The 20,072-nt window shown below is 58.2% G+C and carries 20 protein-coding genes; 12 read left to right on the top strand and 8 right to left on the bottom strand.

Annotated elements, in window-relative coordinates; translation table 11 throughout:
* Window positions 1–216: 216 nt before the first annotated feature.
* The 12 genes from BUB60_RS13195 (at window position 217) to acpP (ending at window position 8,668) form a co-directional block, all read left to right on the top strand.
* Window positions 217–939 (top strand): WecB/TagA/CpsF family glycosyltransferase, encoded by a 723-nt coding sequence (locus BUB60_RS13195; RefSeq protein WP_073079838.1) that lies wholly within the window; start codon window positions 217–219, stop codon window positions 937–939.
* Window positions 940–941: 2 nt separating this feature from the next.
* The gene (locus BUB60_RS13190) at window positions 942–1,604 is read left to right on the top strand and encodes a dTMP kinase (protein WP_084726481.1); all 663 of its coding nucleotides are present in this window, start codon (window positions 942–944) and stop codon (window positions 1,602–1,604) included.
* Between the two features lie 5 nt (window positions 1,605–1,609).
* The gene (locus tag BUB60_RS13185; protein ID WP_073079834.1) at window positions 1,610–2,170 is read left to right on the top strand and encodes a 5-formyltetrahydrofolate cyclo-ligase; all 561 of its coding nucleotides are present in this window, start codon (window positions 1,610–1,612) and stop codon (window positions 2,168–2,170) included.
* A gap of 92 nt (window positions 2,171–2,262) precedes the next feature.
* Window positions 2,263–2,442: a hypothetical protein gene (locus BUB60_RS20190; RefSeq protein ID WP_159435421.1), complete on the top strand. Its 180-nt coding sequence runs from the start codon at window positions 2,263–2,265 to the stop codon at window positions 2,440–2,442.
* Between the two features lie 190 nt (window positions 2,443–2,632).
* On the top strand, window positions 2,633–4,015 hold the full coding sequence (mltG, locus tag BUB60_RS13180; RefSeq protein ID WP_073079831.1) for an endolytic transglycosylase MltG: 1,383 nt from the start codon (window positions 2,633–2,635) through the stop codon (window positions 4,013–4,015).
* Complete coding sequence (locus BUB60_RS13175) at window positions 4,005–5,228, top strand: peptidase U32 family protein (RefSeq protein WP_073079829.1); 1,224 nt, start codon at window positions 4,005–4,007, stop codon at window positions 5,226–5,228. Before mltG ends, BUB60_RS13175 begins: the two co-directional genes overlap by 11 nt.
* A gap of 228 nt (window positions 5,229–5,456) precedes the next feature.
* On the top strand, window positions 5,457–5,591 hold the full coding sequence (rpmH, locus tag BUB60_RS13170) for a 50S ribosomal protein L34 (RefSeq protein WP_073079826.1): 135 nt from the start codon (window positions 5,457–5,459) through the stop codon (window positions 5,589–5,591).
* A 73-nt stretch (window positions 5,592–5,664) separates the two neighbouring features.
* Window positions 5,665–6,009, top strand: a complete 345-nt coding sequence (rnpA, locus tag BUB60_RS13165; protein WP_073079824.1) for a ribonuclease P protein component — start codon at window positions 5,665–5,667, stop codon at window positions 6,007–6,009.
* A complete protein-coding gene (gene yidD, locus BUB60_RS13160) occupies window positions 6,006–6,215 on the top strand; it encodes a membrane protein insertion efficiency factor YidD (protein WP_073079821.1) in 210 nt (69 codons plus the stop codon). Before rnpA ends, yidD begins: the two co-directional genes overlap by 4 nt.
* Before the next feature lie 53 nt (window positions 6,216–6,268).
* Entirely contained in the window at window positions 6,269–7,582 is a 1,314-nt protein-coding gene (locus tag BUB60_RS13155; protein ID WP_073079819.1) for a YidC/Oxa1 family membrane protein insertase, read from the top strand.
* A gap of 143 nt (window positions 7,583–7,725) precedes the next feature.
* A complete protein-coding gene (gene jag, locus BUB60_RS13150) occupies window positions 7,726–8,403 on the top strand; it encodes an RNA-binding cell elongation regulator Jag/EloR (protein WP_073079816.1) in 678 nt (225 codons plus the stop codon).
* A gap of 25 nt (window positions 8,404–8,428) precedes the next feature.
* On the top strand, window positions 8,429–8,668 hold the full coding sequence (gene acpP, locus BUB60_RS13145; protein WP_073079814.1) for an acyl carrier protein: 240 nt from the start codon (window positions 8,429–8,431) through the stop codon (window positions 8,666–8,668).
* An 84-nt stretch (window positions 8,669–8,752) separates the two neighbouring features.
* Here the strand turns inward: acpP and BUB60_RS13140 are convergent, their stop codons facing one another.
* From BUB60_RS13140 to secA, 8 genes are all read right to left on the bottom strand, one after another.
* Complete coding sequence (locus BUB60_RS13140; protein WP_073079811.1) at window positions 8,753–9,697, bottom strand: C40 family peptidase; 945 nt, start codon at window positions 9,695–9,697, stop codon at window positions 8,753–8,755.
* Window positions 9,698–9,718: 21 nt separating this feature from the next.
* The gene (locus BUB60_RS13135; RefSeq protein ID WP_073079809.1) at window positions 9,719–10,021 is read right to left on the bottom strand and encodes a hypothetical protein; all 303 of its coding nucleotides are present in this window, start codon (window positions 10,019–10,021) and stop codon (window positions 9,719–9,721) included.
* A 232-nt stretch (window positions 10,022–10,253) separates the two neighbouring features.
* Window positions 10,254–10,496 carry an IreB family regulatory phosphoprotein gene (locus BUB60_RS13130; protein WP_073079807.1) on the bottom strand — a complete coding sequence of 81 codons (243 nt, stop codon included), beginning with the start codon at window positions 10,494–10,496 and terminating at the stop codon, window positions 10,254–10,256.
* Window positions 10,497–10,644: 148 nt separating this feature from the next.
* Window positions 10,645–11,037, bottom strand: coding sequence for a cytidine deaminase (gene cdd, locus BUB60_RS13125; protein ID WP_073079805.1), 393 nt, complete (start codon window positions 11,035–11,037; stop codon window positions 10,645–10,647).
* Window positions 11,038–11,069: 32 nt separating this feature from the next.
* A complete protein-coding gene (locus tag BUB60_RS13120) occupies window positions 11,070–14,768 on the bottom strand; it encodes a phosphoribosylformylglycinamidine synthase (protein ID WP_073079802.1) in 3,699 nt (1,232 codons plus the stop codon).
* Between the two features lie 17 nt (window positions 14,769–14,785).
* Window positions 14,786–16,378: an ABC transporter substrate-binding protein gene (locus tag BUB60_RS13115; RefSeq protein ID WP_159435420.1), complete on the bottom strand. Its 1,593-nt coding sequence runs from the start codon at window positions 16,376–16,378 to the stop codon at window positions 14,786–14,788.
* A complete protein-coding gene (gene pgeF / locus BUB60_RS13110; RefSeq protein ID WP_073079797.1) occupies window positions 16,375–17,181 on the bottom strand; it encodes a peptidoglycan editing factor PgeF in 807 nt (268 codons plus the stop codon). Before pgeF ends, BUB60_RS13115 begins: the two co-directional genes overlap by 4 nt.
* A 3-nt stretch (window positions 17,182–17,184) precedes the next feature.
* Window positions 17,185–19,974, bottom strand: a complete 2,790-nt coding sequence (gene secA / locus BUB60_RS13105; RefSeq protein ID WP_073079795.1) for a preprotein translocase subunit SecA — start codon at window positions 19,972–19,974, stop codon at window positions 17,185–17,187.
* Window positions 19,975–20,072 lie beyond the last annotated feature (98 nt).

The raw sequence follows: 20,072 nt of genomic DNA, 5'->3' as shown, positions 1-20,072 counted from the left end.
GTAAGGAGGACATCTCAGCCGTCTTCGTCACAGCCTTTGATGCTATTATGTCTAAGATAGCATATGCGCGATGCCGTGTCAACACAAATTTCCGCCGCCGCGCCGGCTCCCAGCCCGCGCGGCACTGGACAAGCAGGGGGGCGTATGGTAGAATAATCTGACATGTCACGGTGCATATGTTAATAAATGGTTTTCCAGACGAACGGGGATGCAGATATGAGGACGGATGTTTTGGGCGTCGGCTTTGACGACCTGACAATGGATGAGGCGGTCGGCAGGGCGGCAGTGCTCCTGGAGAGCGGCACGCCCGCCTATATTGTCACGCCGAACCCGGAAATCGTCTGGCTTTGCCGGGACGATCCGGAGCTCAAAGAGATCGTCGGCCGCGCCGCGCTCGTGCTGCCGGACGGGATCGGCGTCGTCTACGGCGCGAAAATCCTCGGGCGGCCGCTGAAAGGGAAAATCGCCGGGATCGATTTCGCCGAAAAGCTCCTGGAAAGAATGGCCGGGACAGGGAAGAGCGTCTATCTCCTGGGCGCCAAGCCGGGCGTGGCGTCCATGGCCGCCAAAAAGCTTCAGAATAAATACCCCGGCCTTGTCGTCGCCGGGACGGCGGACGGTTATTTTAAGGACGACGGCCCGGTCATAGAAAAAATCAACGCTTCAAAGCCCGATTTGCTCCTCGTATGCCTCGGCGCGCCGAAGCAGGAGCGCTGGATGGCGGCAAACGCCACACGGCTGAACGTCCGCCTGATGGCGGGCCTCGGCGGCGCGCTGGACGTTTTCGCCGGCACGGCCGAGCGCGCACCGGAATCCTGGCAGAGACTCCATCTGGAATGGCTCCACCGGCTCAAAAAAGAACCCTGGAGATGGCGCCGGATGATAAAGCTGCCCCTGTTTATTTTCGCGGTGGCCGGACAGCGGCTCAAGGGGAATTGACGATGGGGAGGCTTATTGTTTTTGAGGGCATCGACGGCAGCGGGAAGTCGACACAGTTTGCCCGTATCTGCGCCCGTTTTGAAAACGACGGCGTTCCGCTGATGCGCCTGACATTCCCCCAGTACAAGGAGCCGTCCTCGGCCCTCATACGCATGTATCTGGGCGGCGAGTTCGGCGAAAATCCGGAGGACGTCAACGCTTACGCGGCGTCGACCTTTTTCGCCGTGGACAGATTCGCATCCTTCGTCAAGGTCTGGCGGGATTTTCACCGCGCCGGCGGCGTTATTCTGACAGACCGCTATACCACGTCGAACGCCCTGCATCAGGGATCGAAGCTGCCCGAGCGGCAGCGGCCGGACTTTTTCCGGTGGCTTTACGACTTTGAGTTTCGCCTGATGGAACTCCCGCGGCCCGATATCGTCATTTATATGGATATCCCTGCCGAGGAGGCCCTGAAGCGGATCAAAACCCGGCAGGCCTTAACGGGCGCGGCGTCCGACATCCACGAGCGGGACGAGGCGTACCTGAAGGAGTGCTGGCGCTGCGGGGCGCAGGCCGCCGATTTCTACGGCTGGCGCAGGATCAGCTGCCTTAAGGGCGGCGTGCCCCGGACCGAGCAGGACATCCACGAGGAGATCTATCAAATTTTAACGCAAACGGAGTAAAAACCATGAAGGCTGAAAAAACGGCGCTGCGCAAGCAGGTCATGAAGAAGATTGAGGAACTGCCGGACGATTACATCGCCGAGAGCGACCGCGGTATTTTTGACAATCTTACAAAGCTGCCGGAATTTCAAAAGGCCAAAACGATCTTTACGTTTTACAGCATGGGGCGCGAGCCGGATACCCGCAGGCTTGTGGAATACGCCCTCGGGCAGCACAAAACCGTCGCGCTGCCCGTCTGCGCCAAATGCGGCGTCATGGACGCCCGGGCCATCGCAAGCACAGAGGAGCTGTCCCTGTCGTCCTATCAGCTGCTGGAGCCGCTCGGCTCCACACAGGTCGTCGCACCGGAAGCGCTCGATTTTATCATCGTACCGGCGCTGGCCTACGACAGGGAAGGCTACCGCTTGGGATACGGCGGCGGCTATTATGACAGGTTCCTCCTGAAAACAAAGGCCTTTACGGCCGGCATCGCCAGGGAGCGCCTGCTTATGGATGCGGTGCCGCGGGAAGCGCACGACGTGGCCGTCCGGTGCGTGGTGACTGAAAAGGAAGCGAGACTCCGTTAAGGAGCCTCGCGTAAAGATTTAATGACCTGATGAAGGGGATAATTCCGCCCGCATCTTGTTTATATCCTGGCTTTATCGGTATGTAGCCTCGTTTGTCAATTTCAGCAGCACTTGTCTCTGTTCTCGAAGCCGCAACCACCGAAACCGCCGCCGCCGCAGCAGCAACACAGGATAAGCAGGATGATGATGATCCAGCAACAGGAATTATTTCCAAAATTAAACATATCATTGACTCCATTCTGCCGCTGCGCGCCGGCTTAATTGAAATGTAGGTCACGCTTATCACGCGCAGTAAGCTGATAAGGGTTTTTCATTCGTCGGGACGGTTATGTTTCTTTTGGCTGCCGTCTGCGATATTCTATGCAGCCCCCGCTGTCGGGGTTACTTGTTAATAGACCCTCAATTTAACGACCTGATTTTTTTAACGACTTGATATTTGATGTAAATTTGGGAGTGAAACGAATGACTGAAAATTCGGATTACTGGAAGGAGCTCCTTGGAGACGACTATAACGACGAGCTGATGAATATCCTGCAGGGGTCATCCCAGCCGGAGAATCCGGACGAGCCGCCGGCGGCAGCCGGGCAAAGGAACGACGGGGTTCCGGAGGATGCTGATGACAGCTCCCGCTTTTATAATTATGATCTTATCCCGCCGGAGGTTCCTGCTTCAAAGAACACGGGCAAAGCCGGCGGCCCTCCGGCAAGAGACCGCCGGAAAAGCGATAAAGACGATGATTTCGATGTAACTTTTGATTTTGACGGGGAGTATAGAGACGTGCCTGATAACAGACCCTTGCGCCAAAGAAGAGAAAAAAGGACGGGCTGTCTCGGCGGCGTCCTTTACGCTGTATTCATTATCTGCGTCTGCCTGCTGCTGGCGTCCCTCTTGTGGCTGGCGGCCACGGACGTCCTGGGCCTCGGCAACGAGGACGTGCAGGTGCAGGTGACCGTGCCGCAGGATTATACGGTGGCCGGTGTCACCGACACCCTGTATCAGGACGGGCTGATCAAATACAAATTCCTGTTCAAGCTTTATGCCGATTTTTCGCACGCGTCCGAGAAGCTGACGCCGGGAACCTACGTGCTGAACAAAAACTACGACTACCGCGCGCTCGTCAACGGCATGTCCGCCCGCGGCGGCAAGCGCGTCGAGGTTACCGTGACGATCCCCGAGGGTAATACGGTAAAGCAGATCATCGAGCTGCTGACGGTCAATAACGTCTGTAAGGAGGACGAGCTGTGGGATACGGTGACAAACTACGACTTTAATTATGATTTCCTCGACAAGTCCACGCTCGGCGACAAGCACCGGCTGGAGGGCTTCCTCTTCCCGGACACGTATACGTTCTACGTCGGGAATTCTCCCACGGGCGCGATAGATAAGATGCTCAGCAACTTCAAGTCAAAATTCAAAGCGGAGTATCTTACCAAGGCCAAGGACATGGGCTATTCCGTCCGCGATATCCTCACGGTCGCCTCAATGATCGAGAAGGAGGCCGGCAACGACGAAGAGCGCGCCACGATCGCCTCCGTCATCTACAACAGGCTGAACAACAGCAAGAGCTTCCCGTACCTGCAGATCGACGCCACCATCATTTACGCCATCGCGGATACCCAGGAGGCGTTTTCCACCGACGTCGACAGCCCGTACAACACGTACAAGGTGAAGGGCCTGCCGGCCGGACCGATCGCCAACCCCGGCATCGCCTCCATCAAGGCCGCGCTCTACCCAGCGTCGACAAAGTATTACTATTACGCGCTCAACAAGGACAGGGCCCACAACTTCTTCAAGGACAGGGCCTCGTTTGAAGCCTTTATCAAGAGCGACAAGTATGGCGGATAAGCCGGAGCTGCTGTCGCCCGCCGGGGACATAGAGCGCCTTAACGTGGCGCTGACCTACGGCGCCGACGCCGTATATCTGGCAGGCCCGCGCTTCGGCATGCGGGCTGCGGCGGGGAACTTTTCGGACGAGGACATGGAAAAGGCCGCGGCGCTCTGCCACGGCCGGGGCGTCCGGGTTTACGTGACGTGCAACACCGTGATGCGCGGCGAGGGTATCGCCGCGCTGCCGCAATATTTCGAGCGCCTGCAGGCGGCGGGGGCCGACGCCGTTATTGTCACGGACTTGGGTGCTTTTACGCTGGCAAAAAAATACGCCCCGAAGCTGAAAATCCATATCAGCACGCAGGCGGGCATTATGAACGCCGAGAGCGCCAGGGCGTTTTACGACCTGGGCGCGTCCCGCGTCGTTCTGGCGCGGGAGCTGACGCTTGAGGAAATTGCCGAGATCCGCGCGAAAACACCGGCGGCGCTGGAGCTGGAGGCTTTTGTCCACGGCAGCATGTGCGTGGCCTTTTCCGGCCGGTGCCTGCTGTCGAATTATCTGGCCGGGCGGGATGCCAACAGCGGCGCGTGCGCGCAGCCGTGCCGGTGGAAGTACCGCCTCATTGAGGAGAAACGCCCGGACGACTGGCTGGAAATCTCTGAGGAGGGCGGCACGTATGTCTTCAACTCCAGGGACCTGTGCATGATCGACCACCTGCCGGAGCTCCTCGAGGCCGGGGTCACCAGCCTCAAAATCGAGGGGCGCACGAAATCGGCCTATTACGCCGCCGCCGTCACGAATGCCTACAGGCACGCGCTGGACGCCGCCCTTCAGGGCATTGCCCTCCCGCGTGTCTGGTCGGAGGAAGTGAACAAGGTCAGCCACCGGGAATACTCCACCGGCTTTTATTTCGGCCGGGAAGGCCCGGGGCAATACTATAAGGATTCCATGTATTTTTCCGACTGCGATGTCGCCGCCGTGGTCGAAAGCTGCGACGGCGAGGGGAACGCCGTGCTGACCCAGCGAAACAGGTTTTTTGCCGGCGACACGCTGGAGCTTTTAACGCCCGGCGGCGTGCCGGAAACATTTACGGCCGGACCCATGCTTGACGCGGAAGGGCTCGAGATCACCGCGGCCCCGCATCCGATGATGACGCTGCGGATGCGCCTGCCCGGGATCGCGCCCCAATATTCGATACTGCGAAAGCCGCGGCAGGCGGAACTAGCCTGATCGTACAAAGCGTACAAAGCGCGCTTATTTCTTGTTGACACAGCCGCGCGGCATATTATATAATGAGTTTCCGCATCGGAGCATTATTGCCGGGGCAAATCCCGGGTGGCGGCGATGCGCGTATTGCGCCAAGTTATTGTGCAATACTTTATATGAATGTCCAAACGGGACATGCTACCAGCGCCGCAAACGGCTTTTGCTGTGCTTTTCACTTAAGGAGGTGCCACGATGATCAGAACATACCAGCCCAAAAAACGTCAGCGCTCGAAGGAGCATGGATTCCGCAAGAGAATGTCGACGAAAAACGGCCGCAAGGTTCTCGCCCGCCGCCGCGCGAAGGGCAGAGCAAAGCTCTCCGCGTGATCATGCGCGCAGAGTGTTAAATTGTTTTTTAGGGCGGTGTATCCGCCCTAAGGCTGTTTGAGAAGGAGAACCGTTGAGGTATTCAACTTCCTTAAAAAACAATTACGAATTCAGGCGGCTCTATACCAAAGGCAGGAGCGCCGCTTCCCAGTACGCCGTCGTCTACTGCCGTAAAAACAAAGGCTCCATGAATAAGCTGGGGCTGACCGTCAGCACAAAAATCGGCAAGGCGGTGCAGCGAAACAGGATACGGCGCCGCTTTAAGGAGATTTACCGCCTGAATGAAGATAAGCTCATCCCCGGATTCGATATTGTCATTGTCGCGCGGACAAAAAGCAGGTTCGCGACTTATCACGCGCTTGAAGCGGATTTGCTGAGCCTTATGGGAAGGCTGGGCCTCCGCGCTGCCGAGAAATGAAAAAAATTTTGATTGCCGCCGTCAAGTTTTACAGAAAATATATATCGCCCCTGACGAAGCCGTCCTGCCGGTTTGTGCCGACCTGCTCGGCCTACGCGCTGGAGGCGATTGAAAAGTACGGCGCTTTGAAGGGCACGTGGCTGGCTGTCAAGAGACTTTCAAAATGTCACCCTTTTCATAAAGGCGGCTATGACCCCGTACCCTAGCAAGGAACGAAAATTCTCAAGCCGTTCTTTGTTTTATACAGATTGGAGATAGTATGGACTTTATAACAAAACCGTTTGGCTGGCTCATGATGGTCCTCTATGAGTTCACCAAAAGCTACGGTCTTGCTGTGATTATCTTCGCGCTCGTTGTCAAACTCATCCTGCTGCCGTTCCAGGCAAAGTCCAAGCACAGTATGATGCGGACAAGCCGGCTGCAGCCGAAAATGAAGGAGCTTGAAAAAAAGCACGGGGCCAACAAGCAGAAATATAACGAAGAGGTGGCCAAGCTCTACCGGGAAGAAAAGATCAATCCCATGTCGGGCTGTCTCTGGTCCCTTTTACCGTTCCCGATCATCATCGCCCTTTTCTATGCCATCCGTCAGCCGCTGACCACCATGATGGGCGTTCCCAAGGCGCTTCTGGCCGCTCCGGACGGCGCGATTTATAAGCTGCTTGAACAATTGGGCGGCCCGACGGCTAATGGGACGTATCTTGAAATCCACCAGGCGGAGTTCATTTCCAGGCCGGAGCATTTTAACGCCTTCCAGCAGCTCAGCGACAAGCTGCACCAGATCGACTATCACTTCCTGGGCGTGGACCTGGGTCAGCAGCCGGACTGGCAGTTTTTATGGAAGGCGAACTGGTCCGATCCCAGCGTCTGGGTTCCCGGACTCCTGCTGTTCCTCCTGCCGATCATCTCCGGTGTTCTGGCATACTTCTCCTCAAAAGTCAGCATGCAGATCAACCCCGTGCAGGGCAACGCGCAGCAGCAGTCCTCCACGAAATCCATGATGCTGATGATGCCGCTGATCAGTATTTTCTTCGGTTTCTCCATGCCCGGCGCCATCGGCGTATATATGATCGCCCAGACGGTGCTTTCCGTTGTTCAGGATGTTTATCTGACAAAGAGATATACAAGGATCATGGACGCCGAGGACGCGGTCAAGCTCGAGCAGCAGCGCGTCAGAGAGGCGGAGATGGAAGCCAAAAGGATCGAGACCGAGCGCAAAAAGCTTGAGAATAAGACGGAGGTCAACCGGAATACCTCCAAGAAGAAGCAGCAGAAGGCCGAGCGGCAGGAGCAGCTGGAAAAATCCGTTGAATGGGAGAAAAAGAACGCGCCTCCCGAGGTAAAGGACGAGCCGGGCCGCATTGAAACGCGCCGGTATGCCAGAGGCCGTGCCTACGACCCCGAGCGGTTCGACGGCGAGGCCGACGGTAACACGCCGGAAGAAGAGCCGGCAGAGCCGGCCGCCCGCGAGGAGCCGGCCGAAATCGAGGCGGCAGACGCGCCGGACGACGGCGACCTCACGGTTGAAGAAGCCGACGGCCCGGCGGACGACGAGGACGACCCGGAACAGGAATAACAGGGGGGACCGCAGCACTCGAACCCACTCGCGGCGCGGCGGCCTGGAGCCGCAGGCAATAAGGGCCGGCTGATCATCTTGCATCGCACGATAAAGATTCGAGGCGGAGCCAGGGCTTCCCTCTTATAAAGGAGATGACCGGAATGTTGAAATCAATTGAAGTGTCCGGAAAAAGCGAAGAAGACGCCATCCAGACGGCGCTCGGTCAGCTGGGACTGATGAGAGACGAGGTCTCTGTGGAGATCATCCAGCAGGCAAAGGCGGGATTCCTCGGGCTTAAAAGCACGCCCGCGGTCATCCGGGTTTCATATGAGTGCGACGAGACGCACGCCGAACGCGTTGAAAAGTTTCTGACCGGTTTGTTCCTGCGTATGGGTGTTAAGGCGACGCCGGAGATCAAAGAAGCCGACGGCGTGATTTCCGTCAACCTCACCGGAGAGGACCCGGGCGCACTCATCGGCCGGCGGGGTGAAACACTGGATGCCATTCAGCATTTGACCAATTATGTCGTCAACCGCGGCCTGTCGGGGCGCGTGCGCGTCAACGTCGATACGGAGAATTACAGGGAGCGCCGCAACGAGGCGCTGGAGCACCTGGCCGAAAAGGTCGCTTCCAAGGTCATCAAATACCGCAGGAATATGACGCTGGAGCCGATGAATTCCTACGAGCGCCATATCATCCACACCGCTCTGCAGGACTACGAAAACGTCACGACTTATTCCATTGGCACGGAGCCGAACCGCCGCATCGTCGTGGCATATGAGCACAAAGCCGGGCCGAACGCGTCCTCCCCGGCGCCGAACTACAAAGAGTGGCATTGAAAACACATAAGGGGAAAACTGACACATGGTATATGACAAAGTAAAAGAGCTCCTGGCCTCGCAGTTCGACACGGATATCGACAAGATCACCAGGGAGACGGATATCGCAGGCGATCTCGGTGCCGATTCGCTGGACCTGGTGGAGATGATCATGATGCTGGAAGAGGAATTCGGCATCGTCATCACGGATGAGTCCATCTACGCGTATAAAACGGTCGGGGAGATTACCGCTTTTATAGAGAGCATGCTGGATAAGAACGCCTGACAGCAGGGATATAAATGAAAATGAGCGGCGCATACGATTAAAGTATGCGCCGCTCTCTTTTTGAGTTTTTCGAGAAATTGCCGGCTAGGACAGGATGCGCTTTGCGCCGTACCAGGCGTTTAAGTAGTAGCCGCTGTTCAGATCGGAGACGACGACGCCGACCTTCGGGCTGGAGGCGTGGACGAATTGGCTGTTGCCGATGTAGATGCCCACATGCGTCACGCTGTAGCCGCCGTTGGAAGAGAAGAAGACGAGATCGCCCGGCTGCAGGTCACTTTTTGAAATGGCGCTGCCGTTATTGGCGTACTGACTGGAGGCCGAGCGTGTGAGATCATAATCATAATGACCGAAAACATAATAAACAAAGCCGGAGCAGTCAAAGCCGGTGGACGGCGACGCGCCGCCGTAAACGTAGCTGCCGCCGACGAACTGGAGCGCGAAGTTGACAAGCTGCTGGCCCTGCGTCAGCTCTCCTGTGAACAGGGGCGTCGTGGTGACGGCTGTTGCAGCCGGGGACGGCGAGCTTACCTGATCGTCGGAGATAAGGGCAATGAAATCTGAGCGGATATATCCTGTTTTGCCCCCGTAATTGACCTTGTACCAGCCGCTGTTGATGCCGATGATGTTTACGACGGTGCCGGCGTCAAGGGTGCCTAGGGAACCGGACGATGTGGCCGGCCCGCTGCGCATAAAGACGTCGTCTCCTGCGAGCTTTCCCGCGGCGGTGAAATTCTCCGCGGTGAGTACGTTCATCAGATAGAGAGTGGCCACGTATCCCGTGGCGCCGTTGTAGGTCACATGGTACCAGTAATCGTTCGTCTGTTCCAGAATAACGATTTTTTCGTTCTGAGGCACCGTTTCAACGATGGGATACGTCGTATCGGGCCCGGATCGGATATTCAGAGAGGTTGCTCCGACCGTGGCGGCGCCGTAGGCAATGCTGCCCGCCGCCGAGGCTGATATGTACAGTGCCGAAACCACAAACGAAAAAACGATGAGTACGGCAAATATCTTTCGCAAGAACCTCAAGTGGATCACTCCTTTCGGGAATTACTTGGAGTTCAGCGCTCTGTCGAGCCAGACGGCGGCAACGTCAATCGCCGCGTATAAGCTGCTCTTTTCGCTTTTCTTGACGACCCTGTCGCGGGACTTCAGATTGGGATCCGTCAGCTGAAGCTGGACGGCGACCTTTGTGGCCACGTCCATATCTTTGACCTTTTTCATCTCGATGACCTGCATCATGATGATATATTTGTCGGCCATGCTACCGTAATAGATAAGATTATCCTTCCTTCTTAAAGGATGACCTTTATACTCCAGTAAATTTCCAGTTTCTGTCGCAACTGTGGACATAGTGTGCCCCCTCCTACTATTGTAACGAAATTGTAACACATTGTTTCCCTGTTGTCAACGTAAAAAAGGAAAAAACGGTCAAATCATACAATTTAGCCGTCATATGGCAGAGAAAAGATTAACGTTATTTACAAACGACAAAAAGGAACAAAATATTGAAAATAACAACAGCCGGCACACATGATGTTGTGCCGGCTGTTGGAATCTCAGCACTGAAGAAAACGCGCCCCGCTTATTTTTCGAGGTAGTATTTGACAAGCTCCTGCAGCAGCTCGTCTCTGTCAAGGCGACAGATCAGGCTGCGGGCGTTGTTGTAGTTGGTGATATATGTGGGGTCTTCCGACAGGATGTAGCCCACGATCTGATTGACGGGGTTGTACCCCTTCAGGCGAAGCGATTCGTACACCGAAGACAGGATCTCACGTGTTTCGGTTCTGCTATCCACGACATCGAATTTTCTAGTATAGCCATCCACCTATGAGCCCTCCCCATAACATTTTCTATCGTCGGATACGTGCTCTTACTATAAACATTATAGCAAATATGTGCAAAGTGTAAAGGCGGATATGTTACAATATGATGACAAATACAGCAGAAAACCGTAAATATTTGCCGACAACCGGCTACTCCAGCTGTTCCCTGCCGTAAGGTTCTGGTAAAAGCGACGAGAGCGGGTAGCTGACATATCTTCCGTCGGACCGGGCGCAAAGGACCTCGACCTCGGGCGAAAACTCCCAAAGGACCTGGCGGCAGGTGCCGCACGGGACGCTGTAGCTGGCGGAATCGGAGTAGATGGCCAGCCGTTTGAAGCTCCGCCGCCCGGCGCTGACCGCGCCGGCCACGGCCGACAGCTCGGCGCAGAGCGTGTTCCCCAGCGCGGCGTTTTCGATCTTGCTCCCTGTAAAGACGGAGCCGTCGTCACATTCAAGGGCTGCCCCGACGGGGAAGCGTGAATATGGCGTATAGGAGTTTTTCATGGCATCCGCCGCTTTTTCGATGAGATTTCTGTCTGTCATAATGATCCTATTCTTTCTATTATTGACAAATATCAAATGAAATATTTGACGCCGCTCTCGAAAATTGGCTGATGCTTTTCGCCGGAGATATTTTTGGCGACGTAATTGCCCCGGCGCTCGGTGTGGCACATTTTCCCGAAGACCCTGCCGTCCGGGCTGAGGATGCCCTCCACGGCCATCAGCGAGCCGTTGGGGTTGACGGCGATATCCTGGGACGGCACACCGCCGGCGTCGCAGTACTGCGTCGCGAGCTGCCCGTTTTTAACGAGGCCTTCAAGCAGGTCGCCGGGGGCCACAAAGCGGCCCTCCCCGTGAGAGACGGGCAGCGCATGCACGTCTCCCGTATTGCACAGGCTCATCCAGGGGGAATTGACGGAGGCGATCCGCGTGTACACATATTTTGCCTGGTGGCGGCCGATCAGGTTAAAGGTCAGCGTCGGACTCTTGTCATCCGTCGGCCGGATCTCCCCATAGGGCACGAGGCCGAGCTTGATGAGCGCCTGGAAGCCGTTGCAGATGCCGAGCATCAGGCCGCCCCGGCGGTGCAGAAGGTCGTGGACGGCGTCGGTGATGCGCGGATTGCGGAAAAACGCCGTGATGAACTTGGCCGAGCCGTCCGGCTCGTCACCGCCCGAAAAGCCGCCTGGGATGATGACGATCTGGCTCTGGCGGATGGCTTTTTCGACAGCCTCCACCGACGAAGCCAAAAGCGCAGGCGTAAGATTGCGGACGATCTGGATTTCCGGGCAACCGCCGGCATTCCGGACGGCGCGGGCGGTATCGTTTTCGCAGTTGGTGCCGGGGAAAGCCGTGATAACGGCGCGCGGCTTTGCAAAGCGTTCGGAGGTCCGGGCCGCAGGGCGGGCCGTAAAGCTGACGGCTTTAACAGGCTCGGAAGAGCCGGCCGCCGTCGGGAAAACACTTTCGAGGGCGCCCTCCCAGACCTCCTGGATGGACCCGGCAAAGGCCGCTTCGCCGCCGGCGGAGATTTCGTAGGCTTCGGTGACCTTGCCCAAAAGGCGCGTTTCCGGGACGGGCCGCGTGACCTCGGCGATGATGGCGCTGACGGGCGCGGCGAAAAGCGCGTCCTGACCCACCGTTTCATCCGCTTTAAAGCCGAGGCGGTTGCCGAAGGCCATTTTAAAGAGCCCCTCCGCGATACCGCCCTCCGTGACGCTCCAGGCGGAAATGACGACACCTTCTTGAACGAGTGCCCGCACGCGCTGCCAGACGCGTTTTGTTTCGGGCAGCGTTTTTCCCGTTTCAAAAAGAACGACGCTGTTGCCGCTTGCTTTGAATTCCGGGGAGATGACATAGCGGGCGTCGTTGGGCGCCACGGCAAAGGAGACGAGGGAAGGGGGGACGTCCAGGTCGTTGAAGGAGCCGGACATGCTGTCCTTGCCGCCGATGGCGGCCAGCTCCAGGCCCAGCTGCGCGTCCAGCGCGCCCAGGAGGGCCGACAACGGCTTGCCCCAGCGCGCCGCGTCCCGGCGCAGGCGCTCGAAATATTCCTGGAATGTGAGGTAGACCGCGTCAGGGTCGCAGCCGGCGGCGACCAGCTTGGACACCGAGGAGACGACGGCGGTCTTCGCGGCCTCGTAAGGATTTATTCCGGCCTGGTATGAGTCAAAGCCGAAGGACATGACGGAGCAGGTCGTCGTCGCCCCGTCCATAACGGGCAGGAGCGCGGCCATCACCTGTACCGGCGATTTCTGCGTTTTTCCGCCATAGGGCATCAGCACGCTGCCGGCCCCGATGGAGCTGTCGAAACGCTCCATCAAGCCGCGCTGCGAGCAGAAGCGGAGGTCGGCGGCCAGGGAGCGCAGCCTGCCGGAGAATGTCCCCGAGGACCTGGCAATGGTATTTGCGGCCATCTGGCCGACCTTTGCGTCGGCATGCTTTTCCGCACCGTTTGACGAGAGGAAGGCACGGCTTAAATCGGCCACCACAGCGCCGTTATGGCGCATGACCATGCGCGCGTCGGCGGTGACTTCGGCCACGACATACGCCTCCAGATTCTCAGCCGCCGCTTTTTTGACAAAGGTGTCGGCGTTCTCGGGCGCGACCACCACGGCCATGCGCTCCTGGGACTCGGAAATGGCGATCTCGGTGGCGTCCAGCCCCTCGTATTTTTTCCGCACCAGAGTCAGGTCAATGTCCAGCCCGTCGGCCAGCTCGCCGATGGCCACAGAGACGCCGCCCGCGCCGAAATCATTGCATCTCTTGATCATTTTTGTAACGTCCGGGTCCAGAAACAGGCGCTGGATCTTTCGTTCCTCCGGCGCGTTGCCCTTCTGCACCTCCGACGCCATTGTCACCAGGGAGGCGTCATTGTGGGTTTTTGACGAGCCGGTGGCGCCGCCGATGCCGTCGCGTCCCGTCCGCCCGCCGAGAAGGATCACCTTGTCTCCGGGCACCGGCGTCAGCCGGACGACGTTTTCCGCCCTGACGGCGCCGACAACGGCGCCGATCTCCATGCGCTTGGCGATATAGCCCTGGTTGTAGACCTCATGGACGAGCCCGGTGGCGAGCCCGATCTGATTGCCATAGGAGGAATATCCCTGCGCGGCCGTCACCGTCAGCTTCCGCTGGGGCAGCTTGCCGGGCAGCGTCATTTCCTGCGGCAGCCGGGGGTCGCCCGCGCCGGTGACGCGCATAGCCTGGTAGACATACGCCCGGCCGGAGAGCGGGTCCCGGATGGCGCCGCCGATGCATGTGGCGGCGCCGCCGTACGGCTCGATTTCGGTCGGGTGGTTGTGGGTTTCGTTTTTAAACATGAGGAGCCAATCTTCCACCGCGCCGTTGATGTCGGCGTCGACATGGATGGAGCAGGCGTTGATCTCCTCCGAAATATCGATGTTTTTAAGGAGGCCGCGCTTTTTAAGGACCTTGGCGCCAATGGTGGCAAGGTCCATCAGCGTTTTCGGCCGGCTGCCGGCCTGGTCGCCGTAAACCTCGTCCCGAGCCTCCAGGTAGCGGCCGTACGCCGCGCGCACCGCCTCGTCCTCGATCTCGATCTTGTCCAGCTGGGTGAGGAATGTCGTGTGGCGGCAGTGGTCGGACCAGTAGGTGTCCACAAGGCGCAGCTCGGTCAGCGTCGGGTCGCGCTTTTCCACGTCGCGGAAGTGCGCCTGCATAAAGCGCAGGTCGTCGATATCCATGGCCAGCCCGAACGTGTCGAGAATGCCCCGGAGCGCGCTTTCCCCGGCGAGCGTAAAGCCGCCGACAGTGGCAACCGGGGCGGGCGCGGGATATTCCCGGGCCAGCGTTTCCGGCTTTTCGGGAGAAGCCTCCCGGGTTTCGACGGGGTTTATGAGGTAGGCGCGGAGGCGGTCCCTGTCCGTCTCGCGGAGCGCGCCGAAAAAGACATAGAACTTGGCGGTATTGACCGACGGGCGGTCAAGGCATGTGAGGATCTGGATGCACTGGGCACAGGAATCGGCGCGCTGGTCAAACTGTCCGGGAAGCGCCTCGACGCCGAGAATCCAGTGGGTGCCGTCAAATTCCGGCATCGTCTCGTCGAACAGGTCGTCCACCTGCGGCTCGGAAAAAACGGTGGCGCGTGCCTGACCATAAATCTCCGGGGTGATGCCCTCGGTGTCATATCTGTTAAAAATCCGGACGGACAGGAGCTCTTTAAGACCGAGAAACTCTCTCAGGTCATGCAAAAGCCCCTGGGCCTCGATATCAAAGCCCGGCCGTTTTTCCGTATAGCACCTGAAAACTTGCATAGGACACCTCTTTATTTCTATTCGCCAAGATTGATTTTCCAGCTGGTCAGGCCGTAGAACAGGCTCGACTGCGTCGGGTTCAGGCCTGTGACGATGTTTCTGTTTGTATGGACGGCATACTGCCTGTAGAGCACGGGGACAATCGGCGCATTTGTATAAATCTCGTCGCAGAGCGCCTTGGCGGCCGCCGTCCGCGCCGTGTCGCTGGACGCTTTGAGAAAAGCGTTGATATACGTGATGTAAGAGGTGCTGCCGATGTGGCCGAAGCTGAGCGCGCCGCTGGGCGACAGTAGCTCCGTCAGGTCATAGTCGGCCGGCAGGCAGACGTCGCCGTAATATAGGTCAAAGTTGCCCTTCTCCAGCGCGGACGTGTAGTCGCTCCAGGACAGCGATTTCACCATGACGTTAATGCCGACCTCTTTCAGGGAATCCGCGATTTCCTGGGCCGCCCGGACCTTATACAGGTTGTCCTTGTTGACGATGAAGGTCAGGTTAAGCGGATGCCAAGCGCCCGCGGCGTCTTGCATTTCAAGATAACCGTCGCTGTCTCTGTCGTCCAGGTCGAGTGAAAACAAGATTTTCGAGATGTCGCCGAGCGCGTCGTCGACTTCGGGGGCCCAGGCCGGGTCGTAGTGACTGTAGTTTGGGCTCAGGATGCGCGGCGCGGCAACAGCGTGATTGGAATAAACCTCGTCAATGATCTTGTCGCGGTCGATGGTCAGGCCGAGCGCGCGCCGCAGCTCCGGGCTGGAAAGGCCTCTGCTTTTTGTGTTGAAGCCGACGTATTCGAGTATTGTCGTGTCGTAATACCGTATCTCGTGGTCGCTCAGGATGTTGATATCCGTCGTATCGGCGGGGTCGTCCCAGAACATATCGACGGCCTGCGATGAGAATTCCATCGAGAGCTCTGAATCGGTGCAGCTCTTGAGGTAAATGACCGGCGCCGGAATATTGGCGCTTTCCCTGTATGAGCTGAACGCCACTAGGCGGGGCTCGCCGGAAGACGCAAAGGTATACGGGCCTGTCCCGGCGGGATGATCCTGGTTGCCGGAATTGGCTTTGATAATGGGGATGTCAAGAAGCTCGGGCAGCATGTAATTGGCCGAATTCAGCGTCACCTTCACCGTCAGGCCGTCAACCGCCGTGACGCTGTCAAGGATATTCAGGCGGCCGGAGAATCTCCCGGACTGCTTGGCCAGAAGGAGCGTGTACTTGACGTCGGCGGCGGTCAGGGTCGACCCGTCGCTCATGGCGATGCCGGATTTCAGCTTGAACGTGTATGTGACGCCGTCTCCGGGGTCGAAGCTTTCGCACAGCACGGGCTCGGCCGTCAGCTTGCCGTTTAAGACAAAGAGACCCTCGTACATGAGCGGCGCCAGCGCCATATTGTTGGGGTCCGTGCCGGTAATCGGGTTGAGGGTGTGATCGGCGTCATACCGGATGGTAAACATATGATCAATGGCGCCGGCAGGCACCGCCGACGTCGCCGGCGCGGGCGTATCCGTGCCATTGGGGTCAGACGACGCGGTGCTTGCGCAGGAGGTAAGGGAAAGCAAAACGGCCGCGGCGGAAAGCAGCATCGCGGCTGTTCGTTGTACGAACCGATTCAATTCATATTTCCTTTCAGCATGATGACGGACGCCTGGCTGCCGCGTGCGCCGTGCGTCGCCCGATGGGACCAGTACTTGCTGCTCAGGCAGGAGGTGCATTCCGGTGAAACGTCGATATTTTCCCGGCGTAGGCCGGCGCGTTCCAGGAGAAAGGCGTTGATGCCCTTGAGGTCGACCATAAATTTCTCGCCCTTCGGGACGAGGTACGGGGCGGCGGCGCCGCCCAGCAGCCGGCGGGCGGCCTCGGCCACATCATCGCCCGTTTCATAGCAGCACAGGGAAATACACGGCCCGATGGCGGCCCGGATGTTCTCCGGCCGGCTGCCGAAATGCCGGACCATTGCCAGAACGGCATTGCCCGCGATATCCTGCGTTGTGCCGCGCCATCCCGCATGGGCGGCGCCAATGGCGCAGCCGACCGGATCGAAAAGAAGAATCGGTACGCAGTCGGCTGTAAAAATGATGAGCGGGACGTCTTTTTCCGCTGTGACAAGGCCGTCGGCCTCGTAGGGGACAGGCGTATAGGGCGCCTGACAGTCCGCGCCCGTCACCAGGCGCACGTCCGGCTTGTGGACCTGGCGTGAGAATACCAGGCGCGCCGGATCAAAGCCGAGGGCGTCGGCCAGGATGCCGTAGTTTTTTAGGACATCCCGGGGCTCGTCGCCCAGGTTCTGGCCGAGATTCAGCGCGGCATAAATGCCGCGGCTCACGCCGCCCAGCCGCGTGGTGAAGGCATGGGCCGTGCCGAGGAGCGAGGACGTCATATAGACGAGACTGCCCGCGTTGTTCTCGGAAAAGGACATCGCTTATTCGTCCCTGCCGCAGCAGTCCTTATACTTCATGGGGAGGCCGTTGGGGCGCTTTTTGCCGCAGGGGCACGGGTCGTTGCGGCCCGGCTTCTGGGCTTTTTTGACCGGCTGAGGCTTAACGGAATCGTCTCCGCCGGCGTTATTGACGGCATTCTGGTTTTTGGCCACGCTCCGGCGTTCGAGCGTCTGCTCTTTCTTAACGCGGGCGATAAAGAGCCGACGGACGACCTCTTCCTTGATGCCGCCGATCATGGCCTCGAACATGTCGTAGCCCTCGCGCTTGTATTCGTCCACGGGGTTTATCTGGCCGTAGGCGCGCAGGCGGACGCCGTCGCGCAGCTCTTCCATGGCGTCGATATGCTCCATCCAGTATTCATCGACGACGCGCAGCATGATGACGCGCTCGAGCTCGCGCATGAGCGGGGTTTCGGTGCCGGGCAGGAGCCCGAGATCCTTTTCCTTGGCCTCATACGCCTCAATGGCCTTGTTATACAGGAGGTCCTTCAGCTCGTCATGGGTGAGCCTGGCTGTGTCGGACACCTTCGGAATATCGCTTCTTCTTAAAAACAGCTGCTCGAACGGCTTGACAATCTCGTCGACGACGTCCTGGTCTGTGATCGCGTCGTGCTCGCCGACGGCGGCGCTCACGGCCGTCTCGATGACGTCATTGATCATGCCCTGCAGGTTTGCCTTGATATCTTCCCCGTCGAGGACCTTGCGGCGCTGCGCGTAGATAAGCGTGCGCTGCGTGTTCATGACGTCGTCGTATTCTAGGACGTGCTTACGGGACTGGAAGTTGCGGCTCTCCACCTTTTTCTGCGCCTGCTCAATGGCGTTGGAGAGGATTTTCTGATCGATGGGGGTATCCTCGTCGAGGCCGAGCGTCTCCATCATGTTCATGATGCGTTCCGAGCCGAAGAGCCGCATGATATCGTCGGACAGGGCGATATAAAAGCGCGATTCGCCGGGGTCGCCCTGACGGCCGGCACGGCCGCGGAGCTGGTTGTCGATACGGCGGGATTCGTGCCGTTCCGTACCGAGGATGAACAGGCCGCCCGCTTCCTTGACCTTTTCCGCCTCCTCGTTCGTCGCGGCCTTATACTTCTCCATACTGTTGTGGAAGAGCTTCCGCGCCGCGATGATCTCCTCGTTATCGGTATCGGCGTAGCCCGTGGCTTCGACGATGATCTCGTCGGAGTGGCCCGCTTTTTTAAGGTCGTTCCGCGCCATATATTCCGCGTTGCCGCCCAGCATGATGTCGGTGCCGCGGCCGGCCATATTGGTGGCGATGGTGACGGTGCCGAATTTACCGGCCTGCGCCACGATCTCGGCCTCTTTTTCATGGTTTTTGGCGTTCAGCACATTGTGCGGCACGCCGCGCTTTTTGAGCATACTGGAAAGGAGCTCGCTCTTTTCGATCGACACCGTGCCGACGAGGACGGGCTGGCCCTTCTTGTGGCACTCCTCGATCTGGTTGATGACGGCCTTGTATTTGCCGTTTTCAGTTTTATAGATGACGTCGGCGTGATCGTGGCGGACCATCGGCTTGTTCGTCGGAATCTCGATGATGTCGAGGTTATAGATGGAGCCGAACTCCTCTTCCTCGGTGAGCGCCGTACCGGTCATGCCGGAGAGCTTGTCGTAAAGGCGGAAATAGTTCTGGAAGGTGATGGTGGCCAGCGTCTTGCTCTCCTGGGCGACCTTCACATGCTCCTTAGCCTCGATGGCCTGATGGAGGCCCTCGTTGTACCGGCGCCCGAACATGAGGCGGCCGGTGAATTCGTCGACGATGATGATCTCGCCGTCCTTGATGACGTAGTCCACATCCAGCTGCATGACGCCGTGGGCCTTGATCGCTTGGTTGATGTGGTGGGACAGCGTATTATTTTCAAGATCGGCCAGATTCTCCAGGCTGAAATACTGCTCCGCTTTCGCGATGCCGCGCGACGTCAGCGTGGCGGTGCGGGCCTTTTCGTCGATGACATAATCGGCGTCCAGGTCCTCTTCCTCCTCCTGCTTGTCATCGATGGTGGCGTAGACCTTTTTCTTGAGCTTGGAGACAAATTCGTCGACCTTGACGTAAAGGTCGGTGGATTCGTCGCCCTGGCCGGAGATGATGAGCGGCGTCCGGGCCTCATCGATGAGGATGGAGTCGACCTCGTCCACGATGGCGAAGGAGTGGCCGCGCTGGACCATGTTGGCGGCATACAGCGCCATGTTGTCACGGAGGTAGTCAAAGCCCATCTCATTGTTGGTGCCGTAAGTAATATCCGCGGCATAGGCTTCCCGGCGCTCGGCGCTGGACAGGCCGTGAACGATGAGGCCGACCCTCAGGCCCAGGAAATGATGGACCTTGCCCATCCACTCGCTGTCGCGGCGGGCCAGATAGTCGTTGACGGTGACAATGTGCACGCCTTTGCCGGACAGGGCGTTCAGGTAGGACGGCAGAACGGCAACGAGGGTTTTACCTTCGCCCGTTTTCATCTCGGCGATACGCCCTTGGTGGAGGACGATGCCGCCGATGAGCTGGACCCGGTATGGCCGCAGGCCGATAACGCGGTCGGCAGCCTCGCGCACTGTGGCAAAAGCCTCGGGCAGGATATCGTCCAGCGTCTCGCTGTCGGCCAGCCGCTTTTTGAACTCCTCCGTTTTGGCTCGGAGCGCTTCGTCGGAGAGCTTTTTATACTCGTCCGCGAGAGCTTCGATTTTATTGACGATCGGGGCTATCGCCTTCAGTTCTCTGACACTGTGGGTGCCGAAAACCTTGTTCACCATTTCTTTAAACATAAGACAGCCTTTCCTGCATTCGTGTGTAAAATATTTAACTAAAGTATTATAGCACACGAATATGAATAAAAAAAGAGAATCTCCAAAAAAATGAACCA

Source organism: Sporobacter termitidis DSM 10068, from assembly GCF_900130065.1.
Lineage (GTDB): Bacteria > Bacillota > Clostridia > Oscillospirales > Oscillospiraceae > Sporobacter > Sporobacter termitidis.
Note: the sequence above shows the minus strand (reverse complement) of the source record. Positions and strands in the feature narration are given on the sequence as shown.

Bases quoted from the DNA above. Each gene is read 5' to 3' on its own strand.
- BUB60_RS13135 (WP_073079809.1), bottom strand. From the start codon at position 10,021: ATGTCCACAGTTGCGACAGAAACTGGAAATTTACTGGAGTATAAAGGT.
- BUB60_RS13195 (WP_073079838.1), top strand. From the start codon at position 217: ATGAGGACGGATGTTTTGGGCGTCGGCTTTGACGACCTGACAATGGAT.
- BUB60_RS13120 (WP_073079802.1), bottom strand. From the start codon at position 14,768: ATGCAAGTTTTCAGGTGCTATACGGAAAAACGGCCGGGCTTTGATATC.
- secA (WP_073079795.1), bottom strand. From the start codon at position 19,974: ATGTTTAAAGAAATGGTGAACAAGGTTTTCGGCACCCACAGTGTCAGA.
- yidD (WP_073079821.1), top strand. From the start codon at position 6,006: ATGAAAAAAATTTTGATTGCCGCCGTCAAGTTTTACAGAAAATATATA.
- rpmH (WP_073079826.1), top strand. From the start codon at position 5,457: ATGATCAGAACATACCAGCCCAAAAAACGTCAGCGCTCGAAGGAGCAT.
- mltG (WP_073079831.1), top strand. From the start codon at position 2,633: ATGACTGAAAATTCGGATTACTGGAAGGAGCTCCTTGGAGACGACTAT.
- BUB60_RS13190 (WP_084726481.1), top strand. From the start codon at position 942: ATGGGGAGGCTTATTGTTTTTGAGGGCATCGACGGCAGCGGGAAGTCG.
- BUB60_RS13155 (WP_073079819.1), top strand. From the start codon at position 6,269: ATGGACTTTATAACAAAACCGTTTGGCTGGCTCATGATGGTCCTCTAT.
- BUB60_RS13185 (WP_073079834.1), top strand. From the start codon at position 1,610: ATGAAGGCTGAAAAAACGGCGCTGCGCAAGCAGGTCATGAAGAAGATT.
- acpP (WP_073079814.1), top strand. From the start codon at position 8,429: ATGGTATATGACAAAGTAAAAGAGCTCCTGGCCTCGCAGTTCGACACG.
- jag (WP_073079816.1), top strand. From the start codon at position 7,726: ATGTTGAAATCAATTGAAGTGTCCGGAAAAAGCGAAGAAGACGCCATC.
- cdd (WP_073079805.1), bottom strand. From the start codon at position 11,037: ATGACAGACAGAAATCTCATCGAAAAAGCGGCGGATGCCATGAAAAAC.
- BUB60_RS13175 (WP_073079829.1), top strand. From the start codon at position 4,005: ATGGCGGATAAGCCGGAGCTGCTGTCGCCCGCCGGGGACATAGAGCGC.
- pgeF (WP_073079797.1), bottom strand. From the start codon at position 17,181: ATGTCCTTTTCCGAGAACAACGCGGGCAGTCTCGTCTATATGACGTCC.